This window comes from Brevibacterium sp. NPDC049920, from assembly GCF_040656435.1.
Lineage (GTDB): Bacteria > Actinomycetota > Actinomycetes > Actinomycetales > Brevibacteriaceae > Brevibacterium > Brevibacterium pityocampae.
Window position 1 is genome coordinate 39813 of record NZ_JBFAMF010000005.1, and the last position, 13362, is coordinate 53174.

Annotated in this window: 18 protein-coding genes; 8 read left to right on the top strand and 10 right to left on the bottom strand. The window is 71.1% G+C overall.

Annotated elements, in window-relative coordinates:
- Positions 1–17: 17 nt before the first annotated feature.
- The 4 genes from AB0I45_RS06060 to AB0I45_RS06075 all read right to left on the bottom strand — a co-directional run bounded on the left by AB0I45_RS06060 (position 18) and on the right by AB0I45_RS06075 (position 2984).
- Positions 18–662: a maleylpyruvate isomerase family mycothiol-dependent enzyme gene (locus AB0I45_RS06060; RefSeq protein WP_137319521.1), complete on the bottom strand. Its 645-nt coding sequence runs from the start codon at positions 660–662 to the stop codon at positions 18–20.
- A 65-nt stretch (positions 663–727) separates the two neighbouring features.
- The gene (locus AB0I45_RS06065; protein ID WP_137319522.1) at positions 728–1879 is read right to left on the bottom strand and encodes a VanZ family protein; all 1152 of its coding nucleotides are present in this window, start codon (positions 1877–1879) and stop codon (positions 728–730) included.
- 45 nt (positions 1880–1924) lie between these two features.
- Positions 1925–2341, bottom strand: a complete 417-nt coding sequence (locus AB0I45_RS06070) for a hypothetical protein (protein WP_137319523.1) — start codon at positions 2339–2341, stop codon at positions 1925–1927.
- Positions 2342–2468: 127 nt separating this feature from the next.
- Positions 2469–2984, bottom strand: a complete 516-nt coding sequence (locus AB0I45_RS06075; protein WP_137319524.1) for a VOC family protein — start codon at positions 2982–2984, stop codon at positions 2469–2471.
- Positions 2985–3055: 71 nt separating this feature from the next.
- On the opposite strand from AB0I45_RS06075, the gene AB0I45_RS06080 reads away from it, so the two are divergent.
- Together AB0I45_RS06080 and AB0I45_RS06085 are read left to right on the top strand one after the other, a co-directional pair.
- A complete protein-coding gene (locus AB0I45_RS06080) occupies positions 3056–3880 on the top strand; it encodes a helix-turn-helix domain-containing protein (RefSeq protein ID WP_137319525.1) in 825 nt (274 codons plus the stop codon).
- 37 nt (positions 3881–3917) lie between these two features.
- Entirely contained in the window at positions 3918–4643 is a 726-nt protein-coding gene (locus AB0I45_RS06085; protein ID WP_137319526.1) for an SDR family NAD(P)-dependent oxidoreductase, read from the top strand.
- On the opposite strand, the gene AB0I45_RS06090 is transcribed toward AB0I45_RS06085, so the two are convergent.
- Both AB0I45_RS06090 and AB0I45_RS06095 read right to left on the bottom strand, forming a co-directional pair.
- Positions 4624–5262 carry an NAD(P)H-binding protein gene (locus AB0I45_RS06090; RefSeq protein ID WP_137319527.1) on the bottom strand — a complete coding sequence of 213 codons (639 nt, stop codon included), beginning with the start codon at positions 5260–5262 and terminating at the stop codon, positions 4624–4626. The two genes, AB0I45_RS06085 and AB0I45_RS06090, sit on opposite strands and share 20 nt — an antisense overlap.
- Positions 5259–6212, bottom strand: coding sequence for an EamA family transporter (locus tag AB0I45_RS06095; protein ID WP_137319528.1), 954 nt, complete (start codon positions 6210–6212; stop codon positions 5259–5261). Before AB0I45_RS06095 ends, AB0I45_RS06090 begins: the two co-directional genes overlap by 4 nt.
- Positions 6213–6291: 79 nt before the next feature.
- On the opposite strand from AB0I45_RS06095, the gene AB0I45_RS06100 reads away from it, so the two are divergent.
- Both AB0I45_RS06100 and AB0I45_RS06105 read left to right on the top strand, forming a co-directional pair.
- Complete coding sequence (locus AB0I45_RS06100; protein WP_345030758.1) at positions 6292–7212, top strand: LysR family transcriptional regulator; 921 nt, start codon at positions 6292–6294, stop codon at positions 7210–7212.
- Between the two features lie 4 nt (positions 7213–7216).
- Entirely contained in the window at positions 7217–9178 is a 1962-nt protein-coding gene (locus AB0I45_RS06105) for a KUP/HAK/KT family potassium transporter (RefSeq protein WP_345030760.1), read from the top strand.
- Here the strand turns inward: AB0I45_RS06105 and AB0I45_RS06110 are convergent.
- Positions 9153–9425 carry a hypothetical protein gene (locus tag AB0I45_RS06110; protein WP_345030762.1) on the bottom strand — a complete coding sequence of 91 codons (273 nt, stop codon included), beginning with the start codon at positions 9423–9425 and terminating at the stop codon, positions 9153–9155. The two genes, AB0I45_RS06105 and AB0I45_RS06110, sit on opposite strands and share 26 nt — an antisense overlap.
- Between AB0I45_RS06110 and AB0I45_RS06115 the strand changes: the two genes are divergently transcribed.
- The 3 genes from AB0I45_RS06115 to AB0I45_RS06125 all read left to right on the top strand — a co-directional run bounded on the left by AB0I45_RS06115 (position 9412) and on the right by AB0I45_RS06125 (position 10359).
- A complete protein-coding gene (locus tag AB0I45_RS06115) occupies positions 9412–9696 on the top strand; it encodes an AraC family ligand binding domain-containing protein (RefSeq protein ID WP_345030764.1) in 285 nt (94 codons plus the stop codon). The two genes, AB0I45_RS06110 and AB0I45_RS06115, sit on opposite strands and share 14 nt — an antisense overlap.
- Before the next feature lie 22 nt (positions 9697–9718).
- The gene (locus AB0I45_RS06120; RefSeq protein WP_247618665.1) at positions 9719–9841 is read left to right on the top strand and encodes a helix-turn-helix domain-containing protein; all 123 of its coding nucleotides are present in this window, start codon (positions 9719–9721) and stop codon (positions 9839–9841) included.
- Positions 9842–9936: 95 nt separating this feature from the next.
- Complete coding sequence (locus AB0I45_RS06125) at positions 9937–10359, top strand: LysE family transporter (RefSeq protein ID WP_345030769.1); 423 nt, start codon at positions 9937–9939, stop codon at positions 10357–10359.
- Between the two features lie 147 nt (positions 10360–10506).
- On the opposite strand, the gene AB0I45_RS06130 is transcribed toward AB0I45_RS06125, so the two are convergent.
- Positions 10507–10725, bottom strand: coding sequence for a type II toxin-antitoxin system RelE/ParE family toxin (locus AB0I45_RS06130; RefSeq protein WP_345030772.1), 219 nt, complete (start codon positions 10723–10725; stop codon positions 10507–10509).
- The gene (locus AB0I45_RS06135) at positions 10722–10973 is read right to left on the bottom strand and encodes a type II toxin-antitoxin system ParD family antitoxin (RefSeq protein WP_345030773.1); all 252 of its coding nucleotides are present in this window, start codon (positions 10971–10973) and stop codon (positions 10722–10724) included. Before AB0I45_RS06135 ends, AB0I45_RS06130 begins: the two co-directional genes overlap by 4 nt.
- Before the next feature lie 260 nt (positions 10974–11233).
- Between AB0I45_RS06135 and AB0I45_RS06140 the strand changes: the two genes are divergently transcribed.
- Positions 11234–12442, top strand: a complete 1209-nt coding sequence (locus AB0I45_RS06140) for an MFS transporter (RefSeq protein WP_345030775.1) — start codon at positions 11234–11236, stop codon at positions 12440–12442.
- A gap of 3 nt (positions 12443–12445) precedes the next feature.
- Here the strand turns inward: AB0I45_RS06140 and AB0I45_RS06145 are convergent, their stop codons facing one another.
- Positions 12446–13132, bottom strand: a complete 687-nt coding sequence (locus AB0I45_RS06145) for a nitroreductase (RefSeq protein ID WP_265808671.1) — start codon at positions 13130–13132, stop codon at positions 12446–12448.
- Positions 13133–13362 lie beyond the last annotated feature (230 nt).

Consider the following 13362-nt stretch of genomic DNA (forward strand, 5'->3'; position numbering starts at 1 on the left):
AACCGCCGCTCCTCGATCTACTCGTCCTCGACCCGCTGGCGCAGCGTCGCTGCACCCGCGCCGTCGAGCCGGTCGAGGTGGCTCGGGCGCACCGCCATCGCCATGACGAGCGACAGCAGCGGGCCCACGACCTCGGGTCCGGTGCCATGGGTGAACGGGGTATCGCTCGCGCGCAGGCGCAGACCTTCGACCATGGCGTGGCTCGGCACGGCGAAGTCCTTGGCCGCGTAGAACTCCGCGACCGCCGTGAGCGCCTCGGCCGAAGGCGTCGTCGTCAGCCCGAGGGGTTCGCGGATGTCCTGCGCATGGACGACGACCTCCCCGAGGAAGGCCGTGATGTCCGAGGTCGGCGCGATCCGCGCGTCGATGACGGCCCGGAACGCCTCGAGGGTCTGCTGCGGGGTGGCGCCGAGGTGCTCGGCCAGCCGGCGCTCGTTGTGCATCGCCGGCCGGAAGCGGGCCGCCGCCATGCTCCGCAACCACCCGAAGCGGGTCGTCGTGGCGGCCGCCGTGAGGTGGGCGACGACATTCTCCACGTCCCACTCACCGCACAGGCTGGGACTGCGCCACTGCTCGTCGGTGAGACCTTGGAGGTCGCTGAGCAGGGCGGCGCGCTCGGCGCGGACGAGGGTCCAGAGGGCATCGGTCTCACGTCGCGTCATGGGGCGAGCATAGCCGGGGTCGAGCGCCGGCAGGAGAGGATCCGACGTGACGTCGCGCCCCGGTTTCATCGGGTCGCGCCGACCGGATCCCGCGTCGGGGCCGCACCCGTGCCCGGCCCGTCCGCCACCGCGCCCGAGGCGGGCTGCCGTGCATCGCGGAGCAGGCACCCGGTGAGCAGGCAGCTGAGTCCGCGGGGGTCGACGGCGACGGCGAGGAGGGCGGCTGCACCCAGCGGCAGGACGAGGAGCGCGGACGGGAACCCGCAGAACAGGGCCGTGACCATCGCGCCGTGCACCGTGAGCGCGCGGGCGAGGAGCCGCACCCGCGATCCGTTCTTCGCCACGGGGGCGAGGTAGACGGTGCGCTGACCGAGCGAGGCACCGGTGCCGATGACTGCCGGCACGACGATCACGCCGAGTGCGGCGATCCACGCGCCGGTGACGATGGTCCGCTCGAGCGCGAGGTACTGCTCCGGGCTGAGAGCACCGTCGGGACCGCTCTGGGCGAGGGTGAAGAGCGTCGACCCGGCGGTTCCCCCGAGCACCGCGGCGAGTACGAGGAACCAGCAGTCGAGGACCATGCCGAGCCCCCGGCGGCCGCGGGTCACCGGACGCGCCCGCTCCCGGTGGGCGAACAGGTGCGCCTTGGTGGACAGGAGCCGCGGGGTGATCGCCGCGAGGCCGAGCCCGGCGACCGCGCCGGTGGTGTTGGTGAGGAGGTCGGTGGTGTCGGCGAACCGGTACGCGCACGGCGCTAGGCCCCAGTTGCCGGTGAGCTGGGTGAGCTCGATGAGGAGCGAGGTGCCCAGCGCCGCGGCGAGGACGGTGCCGCGCGGCCACTCCATGACGCGGCGCACGATCAGCCCGAACGGGACGAACAGCACGATGTTGAGCACGAACTCCCACACGAGCCCATCGCCGATGACCGCCCGCGGCCCCTGGGACCGGACGAGCTCGACGAGCTCGCGGGGGAACCGCAGCGGGTCGAGCAGCGGCCGCGTGCCGTGGGCTGCGCAGTAGCCGTCGGTGAACTCCGGCAGCGGGAACACGGTGAACGCGACGATGGCGGTGGCGTAGACGAACCCGGCGGTGGTCCACAGCATCCGCAGCGCATCGAAGCGGCCGTAGCGGCGGTACTGCCACACGAGCAGCGGCAGGAACAGCAGTGCTGAGACGATGAGGCCGACGAGGATCGACCCGAAGAACTGCGCGGTCATGGCGACTCCTCTCTCCCTGTGCGGTCGGTGATTCCACGACGCGCGTCAGGCGCCGAGGACGATCGAGCGGACGCGGTCGATGGCCTCGTGGAGCTCGGCGTAGTCCCGGATCGCCGGGCCGGCGACCCCGAGGTTCCACACGACCGCGGCACCCAGCAGGACCACGAACAGCAGTGTGGACACGACGAGCCCGGTGACGGCGACACCTCGGCCGTGGGTCGCCCCGCGCAGCCCGGTGGCGGCGAGGACGATCCCGGCCGCGGCGGCGAGCGCCGGAGCGAAACCGATGGAGGGGAGGAGCAGGAGGACCGGTGCGGTGAGCAGCGCGACCCCGGAGAGCACGAGGGCGAGGACGCCCCCGCCGGTCGCGGACCCCTGCGGTGCAGGCGCCGCACTGTTCCGGGACGTCGCCGCCTGCTCACGGTGGCCGGCGGTGCTGGGGGTGAGATGCGTGGTGGACATGGTGGCTTCCTTTCGCTGGAGCGTTGTCGTGTCCACCACTCTCGCGGAATGCCGCGCCCCGATCGTCTCCCTCGGGGCCGATCTTCCGCGTATGCCTCAGGGCATAGCCGGCCGCCCCAGCACAAGGTCAGCCGGCCGCCTCCTGTTCGGCCGCCCAGGCGGCGATCCGGCGGCTGCTCTCCTCCTCGGAGAGGTCCTCCACCCGGGACATGATCGACCAGCGCACCCCGAACGGGTCCCGGATCGAGGCGTACCGGTCGCCGGAGACGAAGGTGCTCACCGGCTCACGCACCACCGCCCCGGACTCCTCGGCGCGCTGTACGACCGCATCGACGTCCGAGCAGTACAGTCCCAGCGAATAGCAGGCCCGATCGCCGCCCGGGGCCGGAACCATGCCGTAGTCCGGGCTGGGCTCGCCGATCTGGAGCCTGCCGGTACCGAGGTCGAGCTCGGCGTGGACGACGACGCCGCCCATCTCGGTGGCGTCGACGACGCGGGCGCCGAACACCGAGCGATAGAATTCGAGTGCATCACCTGCACCCTCGATGGCGAGGAACGGGGTGAGGCTCGTCGAGCCGTGGGGGATTCCGTCGGTCGTGTGGTCTCCTGTGACTCCGAAACGGAGTGTGTCATGTGTGTTCATGGAATGAGCGTACGAGTGAGCCTGACGTCGACGCTTGGAGATTCACGACGACTTCCCGGAGGGACGGTGCGATGACCGACCCGAGCGATGAGCGGGGGATCCTGTACCCGGCAGCGCTCCCGCGCTTCCACCGGTACCCGGCTCCCGTCGACCTCAGCGATCGGATCCGCTGGCTCTGGAACCCGGTGTGGGACCTCCCGCCGGGGGAGAGCTCGCGGCAGAACCTGCTGCCGTTCCCTGCCTCGAACCTCGTCGTCGATCCCACCGGAGTGTCCCTCGTCGGGCCCACCACGGGGGCCTCCCATCGCGAGCTCAGCGGCAGCGGGTGGGCGTTCGGGGCGCTGCTGCGGCCGGCCGGGATCGCAGCCCTTCACCCCGATCCCCGCGCAATCGCCGACTCCGAGGTGCCCTTCGCGGCACCCGCATTGCACCGGTCGGTGACCACCGCGATGCAGGACGGCGGCGAGGAGCACGACCGTGATCGTGCCGCCGAGTCGTTCACCGCGTGGCTCCGCGAGAACCTCGCACCGCCGGACGAGGGCGGTCTCCTCGCCAACGCGATGGAGGACCTCATCGCCGCCGACCGCTCCCTCGTCCGCGTCGACGAGGTCGCAGTCCGCCTGCGCATCTCCGTGCGCGGTGTGCAGAGGATCGCGCAGCGGTACGTCGGACTGCCGCCGCTGACCATCATCCGCCGGTACCGGCTCCAGGAGGCCGCGCAGCGACTCCGCGAGGACCCGACGCTGTCGATCGCGCGGGTCGCCGCGGAGCTCGGCTACGCCGACCATGCCCACCTGAGCACCGACTTCCGCCGCGTGCTCGGATTCACTCCGCTGTCCTACCGCGGTGATCCGATCCATTCGCCGAGGCACCGGACGGAGTCCGGTGGACGATGACCGACGCACCGCTCGCATGAGATGGAAGGAGAAGTTCATGCGCATCCTCATCACCGGGTCGACCGACGGCCTCGGCCGGGCCGGCGCCGCATCACTCCTCGATGACGGCCACGAGGTCGTCGTCCATGCCCGCAGCCCGCAGCGGCTCGCCGTCGTCGCGGAGCTGACCTCCCTCGGGGCCGAGGCGATCGTCGGCGACCTCGCCCGCCCCGACGAGGTGGCATCACTGGCCGAGGACGTATCCCGGTTCGGGCCGATCGACGCCGTCATCCACAACGCCGGGATCATCGACGGGCCGGACGTGCTGCCGGCCAACGTCATCGCACCCTATCTGCTCACCGCGCTCGTCCCGGCCGCGCGGGTGATCTACCTCAGCAGCGGCATGCACCGAGGCGGCCGGGCTGAGCTCACCGGAATCGAGCAGCCAGGTGAATCGGTGTCGTACTCCGACAGCAAGCTGCTCGTCACCGCTCTCATGGCGGCCGTCGCGCGGCGCCGGCCCGACGTCATCTCCCACGCCGTGGATCCCGGATGGGTGCCGACGAAGATGGGCGGGCCGTCCGCGACCGACGATCTGGCGCTCGGACACGTGACCCAGGCGTGGCTCGCGGCCACGGACGACCCCGCGGCACGCGACTCCGGAGGCTATTGGCGCCACCAGCGGATCGAGGAGCCGCATCCGACGGTCCAAGACGAGCAGTTCCAGGACGAGCTGTGCGCCGCCCTCGAGCGCCCTACCGGGGTCAGCCTGCCGCGACCGTGAAGTGCCGGTCCTCCCCGGGGTGCTCGAGCTCGTTGACCACGGCGATCGCGAGGTCCGGGGCCGTGATGCGCGAGCGCCCGTGCGCGTCGGTGAGCAGCGTCGTGGTCCCGCGCCGGTACACGCCGGTGCGCGCACCGGGCTCGAGCACGGCCGGCGGGCTGAGATAGGTCCACCCGGTGAAGGCATGCCTCCGGCATACGCGGTACTGCGCCAGACTCGCCGCGGCGACCGCCCGCCACGCCTCGGGCACGTGTTCCGGGTCGTCGATGAGGAGGCGCCCGGGATCTCCCGGGGAGCGCAGCGGCGCGGAGCCGCCGACGATGAGGACCCGGGTGCCGGACCGCTCCGCGGCATCGAGCACCCCGCGGGTGAGCCCGGCGACGGCGGACTCCTCCCCGGGTGGCAGCCGGATGGCGAGCACCGCGGCGTCGACCTCGGCGAGCACTGCCTTGACCGCCGCGTGGTCGGCGATGTCGACGGCACGGGATTCGCACCCCGGCCGGTCCGGCTCCGCGCCCGGCCGGCGGGAGAGGGCGAGGACGGAATGGCTGCGGCTGAGCGCCTCGGCGACGGTGGCGCTGCCGACCATGCCGGTGGCGCCGAATACGGCGATTCTCATGATGGTCGAGTCTCCTTCTGTGGGATGTCGGGTGTCGGGTTCGAACGGGTGGGTGAGGGGAGCTGACCGGCGACCATCGCGGTGAGTGCGACGGCGAATCCTGCCAGCTGGACCGGGGCGAGGGCCTCGCCGGCGATCGCTGCGCCGAGGACAGCGGCGACGAGCGGGGAGAGGAGGCCGAGGAGCGCGGTCGCGGTGACGGGCAGGCGCCGGATGCCGGAGAACCACAGGGTGTACGTCAGGAGCGCGCCGACGAGCCCCAGCCACAGGTACCCCGCGACCGCCGGGGCATCGATGCCGGCGGGCACCCCGTCGATGACGAGTGCCGGGACGAGCAGCACGAGCCCGCCGGCGGTGAGCTGCCAGCTGGCAAGGCCGAGCGAGGACACCCCGGGTGGGCGGCCCCAGCGCTTGGTGAGCACGACTCCGGTGCCCATCGACACGGCCCCGGCCATCCCGGCGAGCACGCCGAGCGGACTCAGCGCGGCGGTGGGCCCGAGGACGACGAGGCCGATGCCCACGACGCCGATGATTCCCCAGGTCACGCGCCACGCGGAGAGCCGTTCGTGGAGGATCGCGACGGCGAGGAACGCGACGACGAGCGGCTGGGTGGCACCGAGCGTGGCGGCGACCCCGCCGGGCAGGAGCTGCGCGGAGAGGAACAGGAGGGGGAAGAACGCGCCCATGTTGAGCGTGCCGAGGACCAGGCTCTTCCACCACCACGTGCCGTGCGGCAGCTGCCCGACCAGCAGCACCGCGAGGAGGCCGGCGGGGAGCGAGCGCATGAGCGCGGCGAACAGCGGGTGGCCCTCGGGCAGCAGGTGCGTGGTGACGATGTACGTCGTTCCCCAGACCGCCGGGGCGAGTGCGGCGAGCGCCGTCCAGCCCGCGCGGGTGCTTCCGGTCAGGTCGGCTGCCGGAGCGGTGGAGCGGGGCGGGGTCGGTGTCATGCGTCCATCGTCGGACCTCCCCCGAGGATGAGTCCAACACATTGTTGTCATGCTAAGGATGAACAGCCATCATGGATGGATGGAGCTCCAGCAGATGCGGTACGTCGTCGCTGTCGCCGAGGAGCGCAGCTTCACCCGGGCGGCCGAACGCTGCTTCGTCGTGCAGTCCGCGCTCAGCCACCAGATCAAGGCGCTCGAGCACGAGCTCGGCGTCACCCTGTTCGCCCGGTCGAGCCGCCGGGTCGAGCCCACGCCCGCCGGCCGAGCGTTCCTCCCGCAGGCGCGGGCGAGCCTCGAGGCCGCCGAGCGCGCGGTGGCCGATTCCGCCGCCGCGATCGGACGCATCAGCGGCACCCTGACCCTCGGGGTGATCCCCACCGTCACCGCGCTCGACATCGCCGCGACGCTCGGCGCCTTCCACCGGGCGCACCCCGAGGTACGGATCACGCTGCGCGGCGGCGGCAGCGACACGTTCGCCTCCGCCATCGCGGACGGACGGATGGACGTCGCGGTGCTCGGCCTGCCTGACACCGGGCCGCCGCAGGGAGTCGCCTCCCGGGTGCTCGCACGGCAGCGTCACGTCGCCGTCGTGTCCTCCCATCACCGGCTTGCCGGGCGGAAGCGCATCGAGCTCGCCGACCTCGCCGGAGAGGCGTTCGTCGACTTCGCGCAGGGCACGCCCGGGCGCACCCAGTCCGACCTCGCGTTCCGGGCCGCCGGTCTGCGCCGCGAGGTCGCGTTCGAGGCGATGAGCGCCGAGCTCATCCTCGACCTCGTCCGCGAAGACCTCGTCGTCACCCTGCTTCCGCCCGCGGTGGTGCCCGAGGACCCGGGGCTGAGCACGGTCACCGTCGCCGGCGGGCCCACCCGCATCGAGTACCTCGCCTGGAGCGGCTTCAACCCCTCACCGGCGGCGCTGGCGTTCCTTGGCGGAATCCAGCCGCCGGAGTGCCGGGGCGGCATCTTCATCCGCCGGGAAGGGCGATCCGTGGGACCATGAGTCCATGGCGTCCGACGCCCCGCTCGACCCGCCCGCAGATCCGCCCCCGCAGGGGTCCGGACCCGCTGGAACCGGGCCCGAGGCGCCGCGGGCTCACCATGCGGCCCGCGGTCCGCTCGCCCTCAGCGCACTCGGCATCGTGTTCGGCGACATCGGCACCAGCCCGCTGTACTCGCTGCAGGCGGTGTTCAGCGTCGACCACAACTCCGTCGCACCCACGCGCGGCGACGTGTTCGGCATCATCTCGATGGTGTTCTGGGTCATCACCGTCATCGTCTCCGTCAAGTACATCGCCCTCGTCATGCGCGCCGACAACGACGGCGAAGGCGGGATCCTCGCGCTCGTCGCCCTCATCCTGCGCAGGCTAGGGGAGCGCGGCAGGCTCACCGGCACCGCGCTGATCCTCGGCATGGTCGGTGCCGCCCTGTTCTACGGCGACTCGCTCATCACCCCGGCGATCTCCGTGATGTCGGCCTTCGAGGGCCTCGCGGTGGTGCGGCACGGGCTGTCCGGGTGGGTGCTGCCGCTGTCGGTGGGGCTGCTCGCCGTGGTCTTCTGGGTGCAGCGGTTCGGCACGACCGCCGTCGGCCACCTCTACGGGCCGATCACGGTGGTCTGGTTCCTCACGCTCGCCGTGCTCGGGGTGCCGCACATCCTCGGCACCCCGGAGATCCTCGGCGCGCTGCTGCCTCACCACGCGATCGTCTTCGCCGTCGAGCGCCCCGGCGTGGCGTTCATCGCGATGGGTGCGGTGGTGCTCGTCATCACCGGTGCCGAGGCGCTCTACGCCGACATGGGACACGTCGGCCCCCGGCCCATCCGGCTGGCGTGGTTCGGTCTCGTGTTCCCGACGCTCACGCTCAACTACCTGGGGCAGGTCGCCGTGATCCTGGGCGATCCGACCGCGATCGACAACCCGTTCTTCCGCCTCGCCCCGACCTGGGCGACGCTGCCGCTCGTCGGCCTCGCCGCGCTCGCGACCGTCATCGCCTCGCAGGCCGTGATCTCCGGGGCATTCTCCGTGTCCCGCCAGGCTGCCCGCCTGGGGATCCTGCCGCGCCTGACCATCAGGCACACCTCGCGGCGGGAGGGCGGGCAGATCTACATCGGCTCGGTCAACTGGGTGCTCTTCGCCGGAGTCCTCGTCCTCATCGCGCTCTTCCGCTCCTCCGTGGCCCTCGCCGCGGCCTACGGGCTGGCGGTGACCGGCACGCTCGTGCTGACCTCCGTGCTGTTCACGGTGTTCGCCCGTCGGGTCCTGGGTGCGGCCTGGTGGCAGCTCGTGGTGTTCCTCGTGCTCGTCATGGGAGTCGAGCTCGTGCTCCTCGCGGCGAACCTCACCAAGCTGCTCCACGGCGGCTGGCTGCCGGTGACGATCGCGATCGTGCTCGTCACCGTAATGGCGACGTGGCGGTGGGGAGCGGCGCGCGCGGCGGCCGGCCGCGCCCGGCTCGAATCGCCCCTCGACGCGTTCCTCTCCGGCACCGACGCACAGGCGGACCGCGTGCCGGGGGTCGCGGTGTTCCTCCACCAGGATCCCGCGACGACCCCGCTGCCGCTGCGCGACACGGTGACGTTCAACCGGGTGCTCCACGCGCAGAACGTCATCATGACCGTCGTCAACGCCGACGTGCCGCACATCAGGCACGCCGAGCGCGTCGTGGTGGAGCGGCTGCCACACCCGGGGTTCATCCACGTCATCTGCCGGGTCGGTTTCATGGACCCGCAGGACGTGCCCCGGGCGCTGGCGCGGGCGCAGGCTCTGGTCCCGGACCTCGATCTCGACGTGCACCGCGCCCGGTACTTCCTCTCCATCGTGCGCCTGACCACAGCTCATCCGCCCTCGTGGCGCCGGTGGCGCACCGCGGTGTTCCTCTGGCTCGCCGGGACCGCCGCGGACCGGACGACGGCGTTCCACCTGCCGCCCGACCGGACCGTGATCATGGGCGGCCGGCTCGTGCTGTGAGGGCGCGGGAGCAGCGCCGTGCCGGTCGGACGAACGCTCCGGCGACACCGACGAGCGCAGCGGCGGCGAAGGCGAGCGGCGGACCGATGGCTGTCGACAGCGACCCGACCAACGGTGCTCCTGCCGCCTGCCCGAGGGCGAGGACGAGGAAGGCGAGGCCGACGCCGGTGGCGGGGGAGCGCGGGTGCACCTGGGTCCTCCAGATCAGCAGGATCCCGGTGAGACCGATGTAGGTGGCGCCGAACACCGCCGCCGCACCCCAGGCGATCGGCACGCACGAGCGGTTCTCCGTCGGGATCATCGACAGCGGATCGACGCTGTTCTCCGGCGCGGTTGGTGACCCGGTCCGCCTGGTGCCCGGGGACGTCATCCTCATCCCCGCGGGCTTCGTCCACGCGTGCAACCCCGACGGCGGTCGCTGGGAGTACCGGATGATCCACGCCGATGAGGCCTGGCTCGCCGCGCTCGTCCCGGACGATCACTCCGAGCTCCTCGCCGCTGGCCTGGCGGCAGAATGACCGGGTCATCCGCGGCCGGGAGATGCTGCGCGCCGGAACCTCTGTCGTGGAAACCGCGATCGCCCTGGGGTTCGTCGACCAGAGCCACTTCCACCGGGTGTTCCGGGCCCACGTGGCCGCACTGCCCGGTGCCTACCGCGGCTGACCGCCGCGCCCGGCACACCTGCAACTTCGTACAAGACCGCGCCTCACTGCTCCGGCCATGCTCGATGCAGATCATCGTCGAGCCCCGGAGGTCCCGTGGAGCAGTTCCTCGCCGTCGCCCTGGCCAACGGCCTCATCATCGCCGCGGCCTTCTCCGGCATGGCGCTCATCACGAACGATGCGGTGCTCCACGTCATCCAGGCAACAGGGGGGATCTTCCTCGTGCACATCGGGATCGTGTTCCTGCGCTCCCGCACAGCACTCGACCCGGCCGAGGTGCACCGGGCCGCCCGGACCACGTGGACGCGCAACCTCGGCCTGGGCCTCGCCTCCGGTCTGCTCAACCCCAAGAACGCGCTGTTCTACGTCAGCCTCGCCTCTGCGGTGACCACCGCGAGCCCGGCTGCGCTCGTGCTCTACGGCGGGTGGATGTTCACCCTCGTGCTCGTCTGGGACCTGTTCGTCGCCATGGCGCTCGGTTTCCGGCGGGCTGATCGCCGGCAGCGGGATGAAGGATGAACCGCAGTCGCTCGGGTAGTCTGCTCGAAACGTTTTGGAGACCGGAACCGAGCTATCCTCCGTTCTCAGCGAGTATCGATTCGTAGTCTCGCCCGCCGTAGAAGATGCCGATGATTGCGACCACCTCTTCGAGCACGGCGAACGCGATCACCACTCGTCTTCTGTAGCCGATCGTGCGGAGCCCCGGTCTGATGTCATCGCGTTCGGAACCACGGAAGGGAAGTCTCCAAGCCCCTCGCAGAAGTCGACGATTGCATTGGTGAATCGCAATGCGGTGTCGGGTGAATCAGCATCGGCGATGTAGTCGTACAGGTCATCGAGCTGACTGAGCGAGTCGCGGCCGAAGACGACGCGGTAGTCGTTCACGTCTCGCGGGAGTGCCGAGATGCAAGGCGGGCTCGAACCTCATCCGGACTCGCGGCTTCGGCAGGTGATTCGACCGCGGAGTCGTAGGCGGCGGCGACCTCGTCCTGCAACCACCGTTCGATCGCAATATCGCGGGCGAACAGAGCACGCAACCCATCTCGGACGACTTCGCTCTCACTCGCGTACTCTCCCGAGCGGACCCGCTCGCGGAGGGCGTCGGCCATGTCGTTGGGGAGCGTGATGCTCAATTGACGGGTGGTCCGCATGATCGACCTCCGAACTCCGATGGGATTCCATCCTACTCAGGGCGAGGCCTGCAGGCGAGGCTCGTTCGAGAGGATTTCGACGGTGCCGCGGGCGACGCTCGAGGGTGAGCTGTGCCTCAGTGCTGCATCGACCGTAGGAACCGCGCGGAGGACGCTCCGTGGGTAGGATCGGAACCGGCCGCGACGACGAGGCACCTTCCGCTGCGAGGGGCTCTCCGGTCGGGGCGGAGAGGAGAGCACGCATGCGCAGGTCGTCCGACGGATCCGCCCCGCCCCGGCTCGGACGGACGGGCTACTTCTGGGCGGCAGCCTCTGTCCTCGCACTCGGCCTGTGGTCCTCCGGGTCGCCGAGCGTCCTCTACCCGATCTACGCGGACCGGTGGGACCTCGCGCCGGTCGTCGTGACGTCGGTGTTCGCCACCTACCAGCTCTCGCTCATGGTCGTGCTGCCGTTGTTCGGCAATCTGTCCGACCTCTACGGCAGACGACGGGTGATGATCGTCGGCATCGCTCTGATCGGGCTCTCAGCACTCGTCTTCGCGCTCGCCCCGAACGTGGTGTTCCTCTACGCCGGGCGCGTCCTCCAGGGTGCGGGAACCGGGCTCACGGTGGGCGCAGCCACTGCGGCGCTGACGGAGAACAACCCCACTGCGAATCCGCGCTTCGCGAGCACCACCGCCACCGTCGCGACCGCCACCGGTCTCGCCTGCGCCCTGGTCCTCAGCGGTGTGCTCGCCGAGCATTTCCCGCTGCCGCTGGTGTGGAGCTACATCGTTCTCCTCGGCCTTGCTGCAGTGTCGATCATCGCGCTCGTGCTCAGCCCGGACGACCGGCCCGCCGCCCGGGCGAGGTGGCGCCCGCAGGCCCCGTATGTGCCGGCGGGGATGCGCCTCGGGTTCCTCATCGCGACCCTGTCCGCGGCGCTCGCGTACTGCGTCGGAGCGCTCTTCCTCTCCCTCGGCGCGACGATGATCGACCAGTTCACGAGCACCGACAACACCGCAGTCGTCGGCGGTCTGCTGGGAGCGTCGGCCGCCTGCATCGGACTCACCGGGCTGTTCCTCGGACGTGCGCGCGCCGGCGCGCTCGTCGCCGCCGGAGCGCTGGCCACCGTACTCAGCGTCGGACTCATGGCCGTGGCGAGCGCATTCGAGTCCCTGCCGCTGTTCTTCGCCTGGTGCATCGTCGGCGGCATCGCCTACTCGCTGGCATTCACCGGCGGGCTCGGCGTCATCAACCGGATCGCTCCGGATGAGCACCGCGGTGCCGTGCTCTCCCTGCTCTACCTCGTCGCCTACACCCTCCAGGCGGTGGCCGTGCTCGGTGTCGGGGTGCTCGCGACCGCCGGCTCGCTCGGCGCGGCAGTGGGTATCGCCGCCGTCGTACTCGCCGTCGTCTGCGTCACCGTGCTCGCGCTCCTCCTCGTCGATCGGCGGGCAGGAGCAGCCTGAGGGTCAGTTCGCAGGTTCGTCGAAGCCGACGAACACCGCCGCCTCGTCCACCGACTTGCGGGCGGACACGACGCTGTTCGCCGGGAAGGACTCGTCCGGGTGGCCGATGGCGATCGCGATCATGATGACCTGGTCCTCGGCGATGCCGGCGTGCTCCCGCACGACGGGGGACTGCATGATGCCCTGCGAGTTGACGCAGCAGCCGAGGCCCCGGGACCACGCCGCGTTGACGAGCGCGGTGGCGACCGCTCCGCAGTCGAACACCGGCACGTCCCCGCCGTGGAGGTCCCGGTCGTAGGTGACGATGATGCAGGCCGGGGCGTCGAACTGCCGGAAGCCGCGCAGCACCCAGTCCTGGCGCGCCGGTTTGTCCTCGCGTGCGATGCCCATTGCGGCGAAGAGCTGCTTGGCGACGCCGATCTGTCGCTCCCGGTGCTTGCCCTGGTACGGGTCGGAGCCGCGGAACTCCCGCGACTCCGGGATGCCGGCGAGGTTGCGCTCGACGTTGCCGGCGCGGATCCGCTCGAGGGGCTCGCCGGTGATGACGTAGAAGTTCCACGGCTGGCTGTTGAGTGAGGACGGCGACCGGATCGCCAGGCCGATGATCTCCTCGATCACGGCCCGTGACACGGGTTCGTCGGTGAACCCGCGGATCGTCCGGCGTCCGAGCACCACCTCGTCGTAGGTCATAGGGAGGGGCTGCAGGGTGCGCTCCGCACTCCTCGGTGCTGTTCTCGGTGAGACGACTGTGTCCATCCCTCATCACTATCACATCGCCGGCAGGATCATCCGCCGCCGGTCCCCGTCGAGGTGGTCGAGCCGGTCGACGGCCGCGAGCTCGGCATCGCGGCGGAGGCCCAATCGCTGTGATCGTCGATGGTGTAGGACTGCACCATGCACATCACGGGACCACGGCCACG

Coding starts and splice junctions, on each gene's coding strand:
- AB0I45_RS06060 (WP_137319521.1), bottom strand. CDS start 662: ATGACGCGACGTGAGACCGATGCCCTCTGGACCCTCGTCCGCGCCGAG.
- AB0I45_RS06065 (WP_137319522.1), bottom strand. CDS start 1,879: ATGACCGCGCAGTTCTTCGGGTCGATCCTCGTCGGCCTCATCGTCTCA.
- AB0I45_RS06070 (WP_137319523.1), bottom strand. CDS start 2,341: ATGTCCACCACGCATCTCACCCCCAGCACCGCCGGCCACCGTGAGCAG.
- AB0I45_RS06075 (WP_137319524.1), bottom strand. CDS start 2,984: ATGAACACACATGACACACTCCGTTTCGGAGTCACAGGAGACCACACG.
- AB0I45_RS06080 (WP_137319525.1), top strand. CDS start 3,056: ATGACCGACCCGAGCGATGAGCGGGGGATCCTGTACCCGGCAGCGCTC.
- AB0I45_RS06085 (WP_137319526.1), top strand. CDS start 3,918: ATGCGCATCCTCATCACCGGGTCGACCGACGGCCTCGGCCGGGCCGGC.
- AB0I45_RS06090 (WP_137319527.1), bottom strand. CDS start 5,262: ATGAGAATCGCCGTATTCGGCGCCACCGGCATGGTCGGCAGCGCCACC.
- AB0I45_RS06095 (WP_137319528.1), bottom strand. CDS start 6,212: ATGACACCGACCCCGCCCCGCTCCACCGCTCCGGCAGCCGACCTGACC.
- AB0I45_RS06100 (WP_345030758.1), top strand. CDS start 6,292: ATGGAGCTCCAGCAGATGCGGTACGTCGTCGCTGTCGCCGAGGAGCGC.
- AB0I45_RS06105 (WP_345030760.1), top strand. CDS start 7,217: ATGGCGTCCGACGCCCCGCTCGACCCGCCCGCAGATCCGCCCCCGCAG.
- AB0I45_RS06120 (WP_247618665.1), top strand. CDS start 9,719: ATGCTGCGCGCCGGAACCTCTGTCGTGGAAACCGCGATCGCCCTGGGG.
- AB0I45_RS06140 (WP_345030775.1), top strand. CDS start 11,234: ATGCGCAGGTCGTCCGACGGATCCGCCCCGCCCCGGCTCGGACGGACG.
- AB0I45_RS06145 (WP_265808671.1), bottom strand. CDS start 13,132: ATGACCTACGACGAGGTGGTGCTCGGACGCCGGACGATCCGCGGGTTC.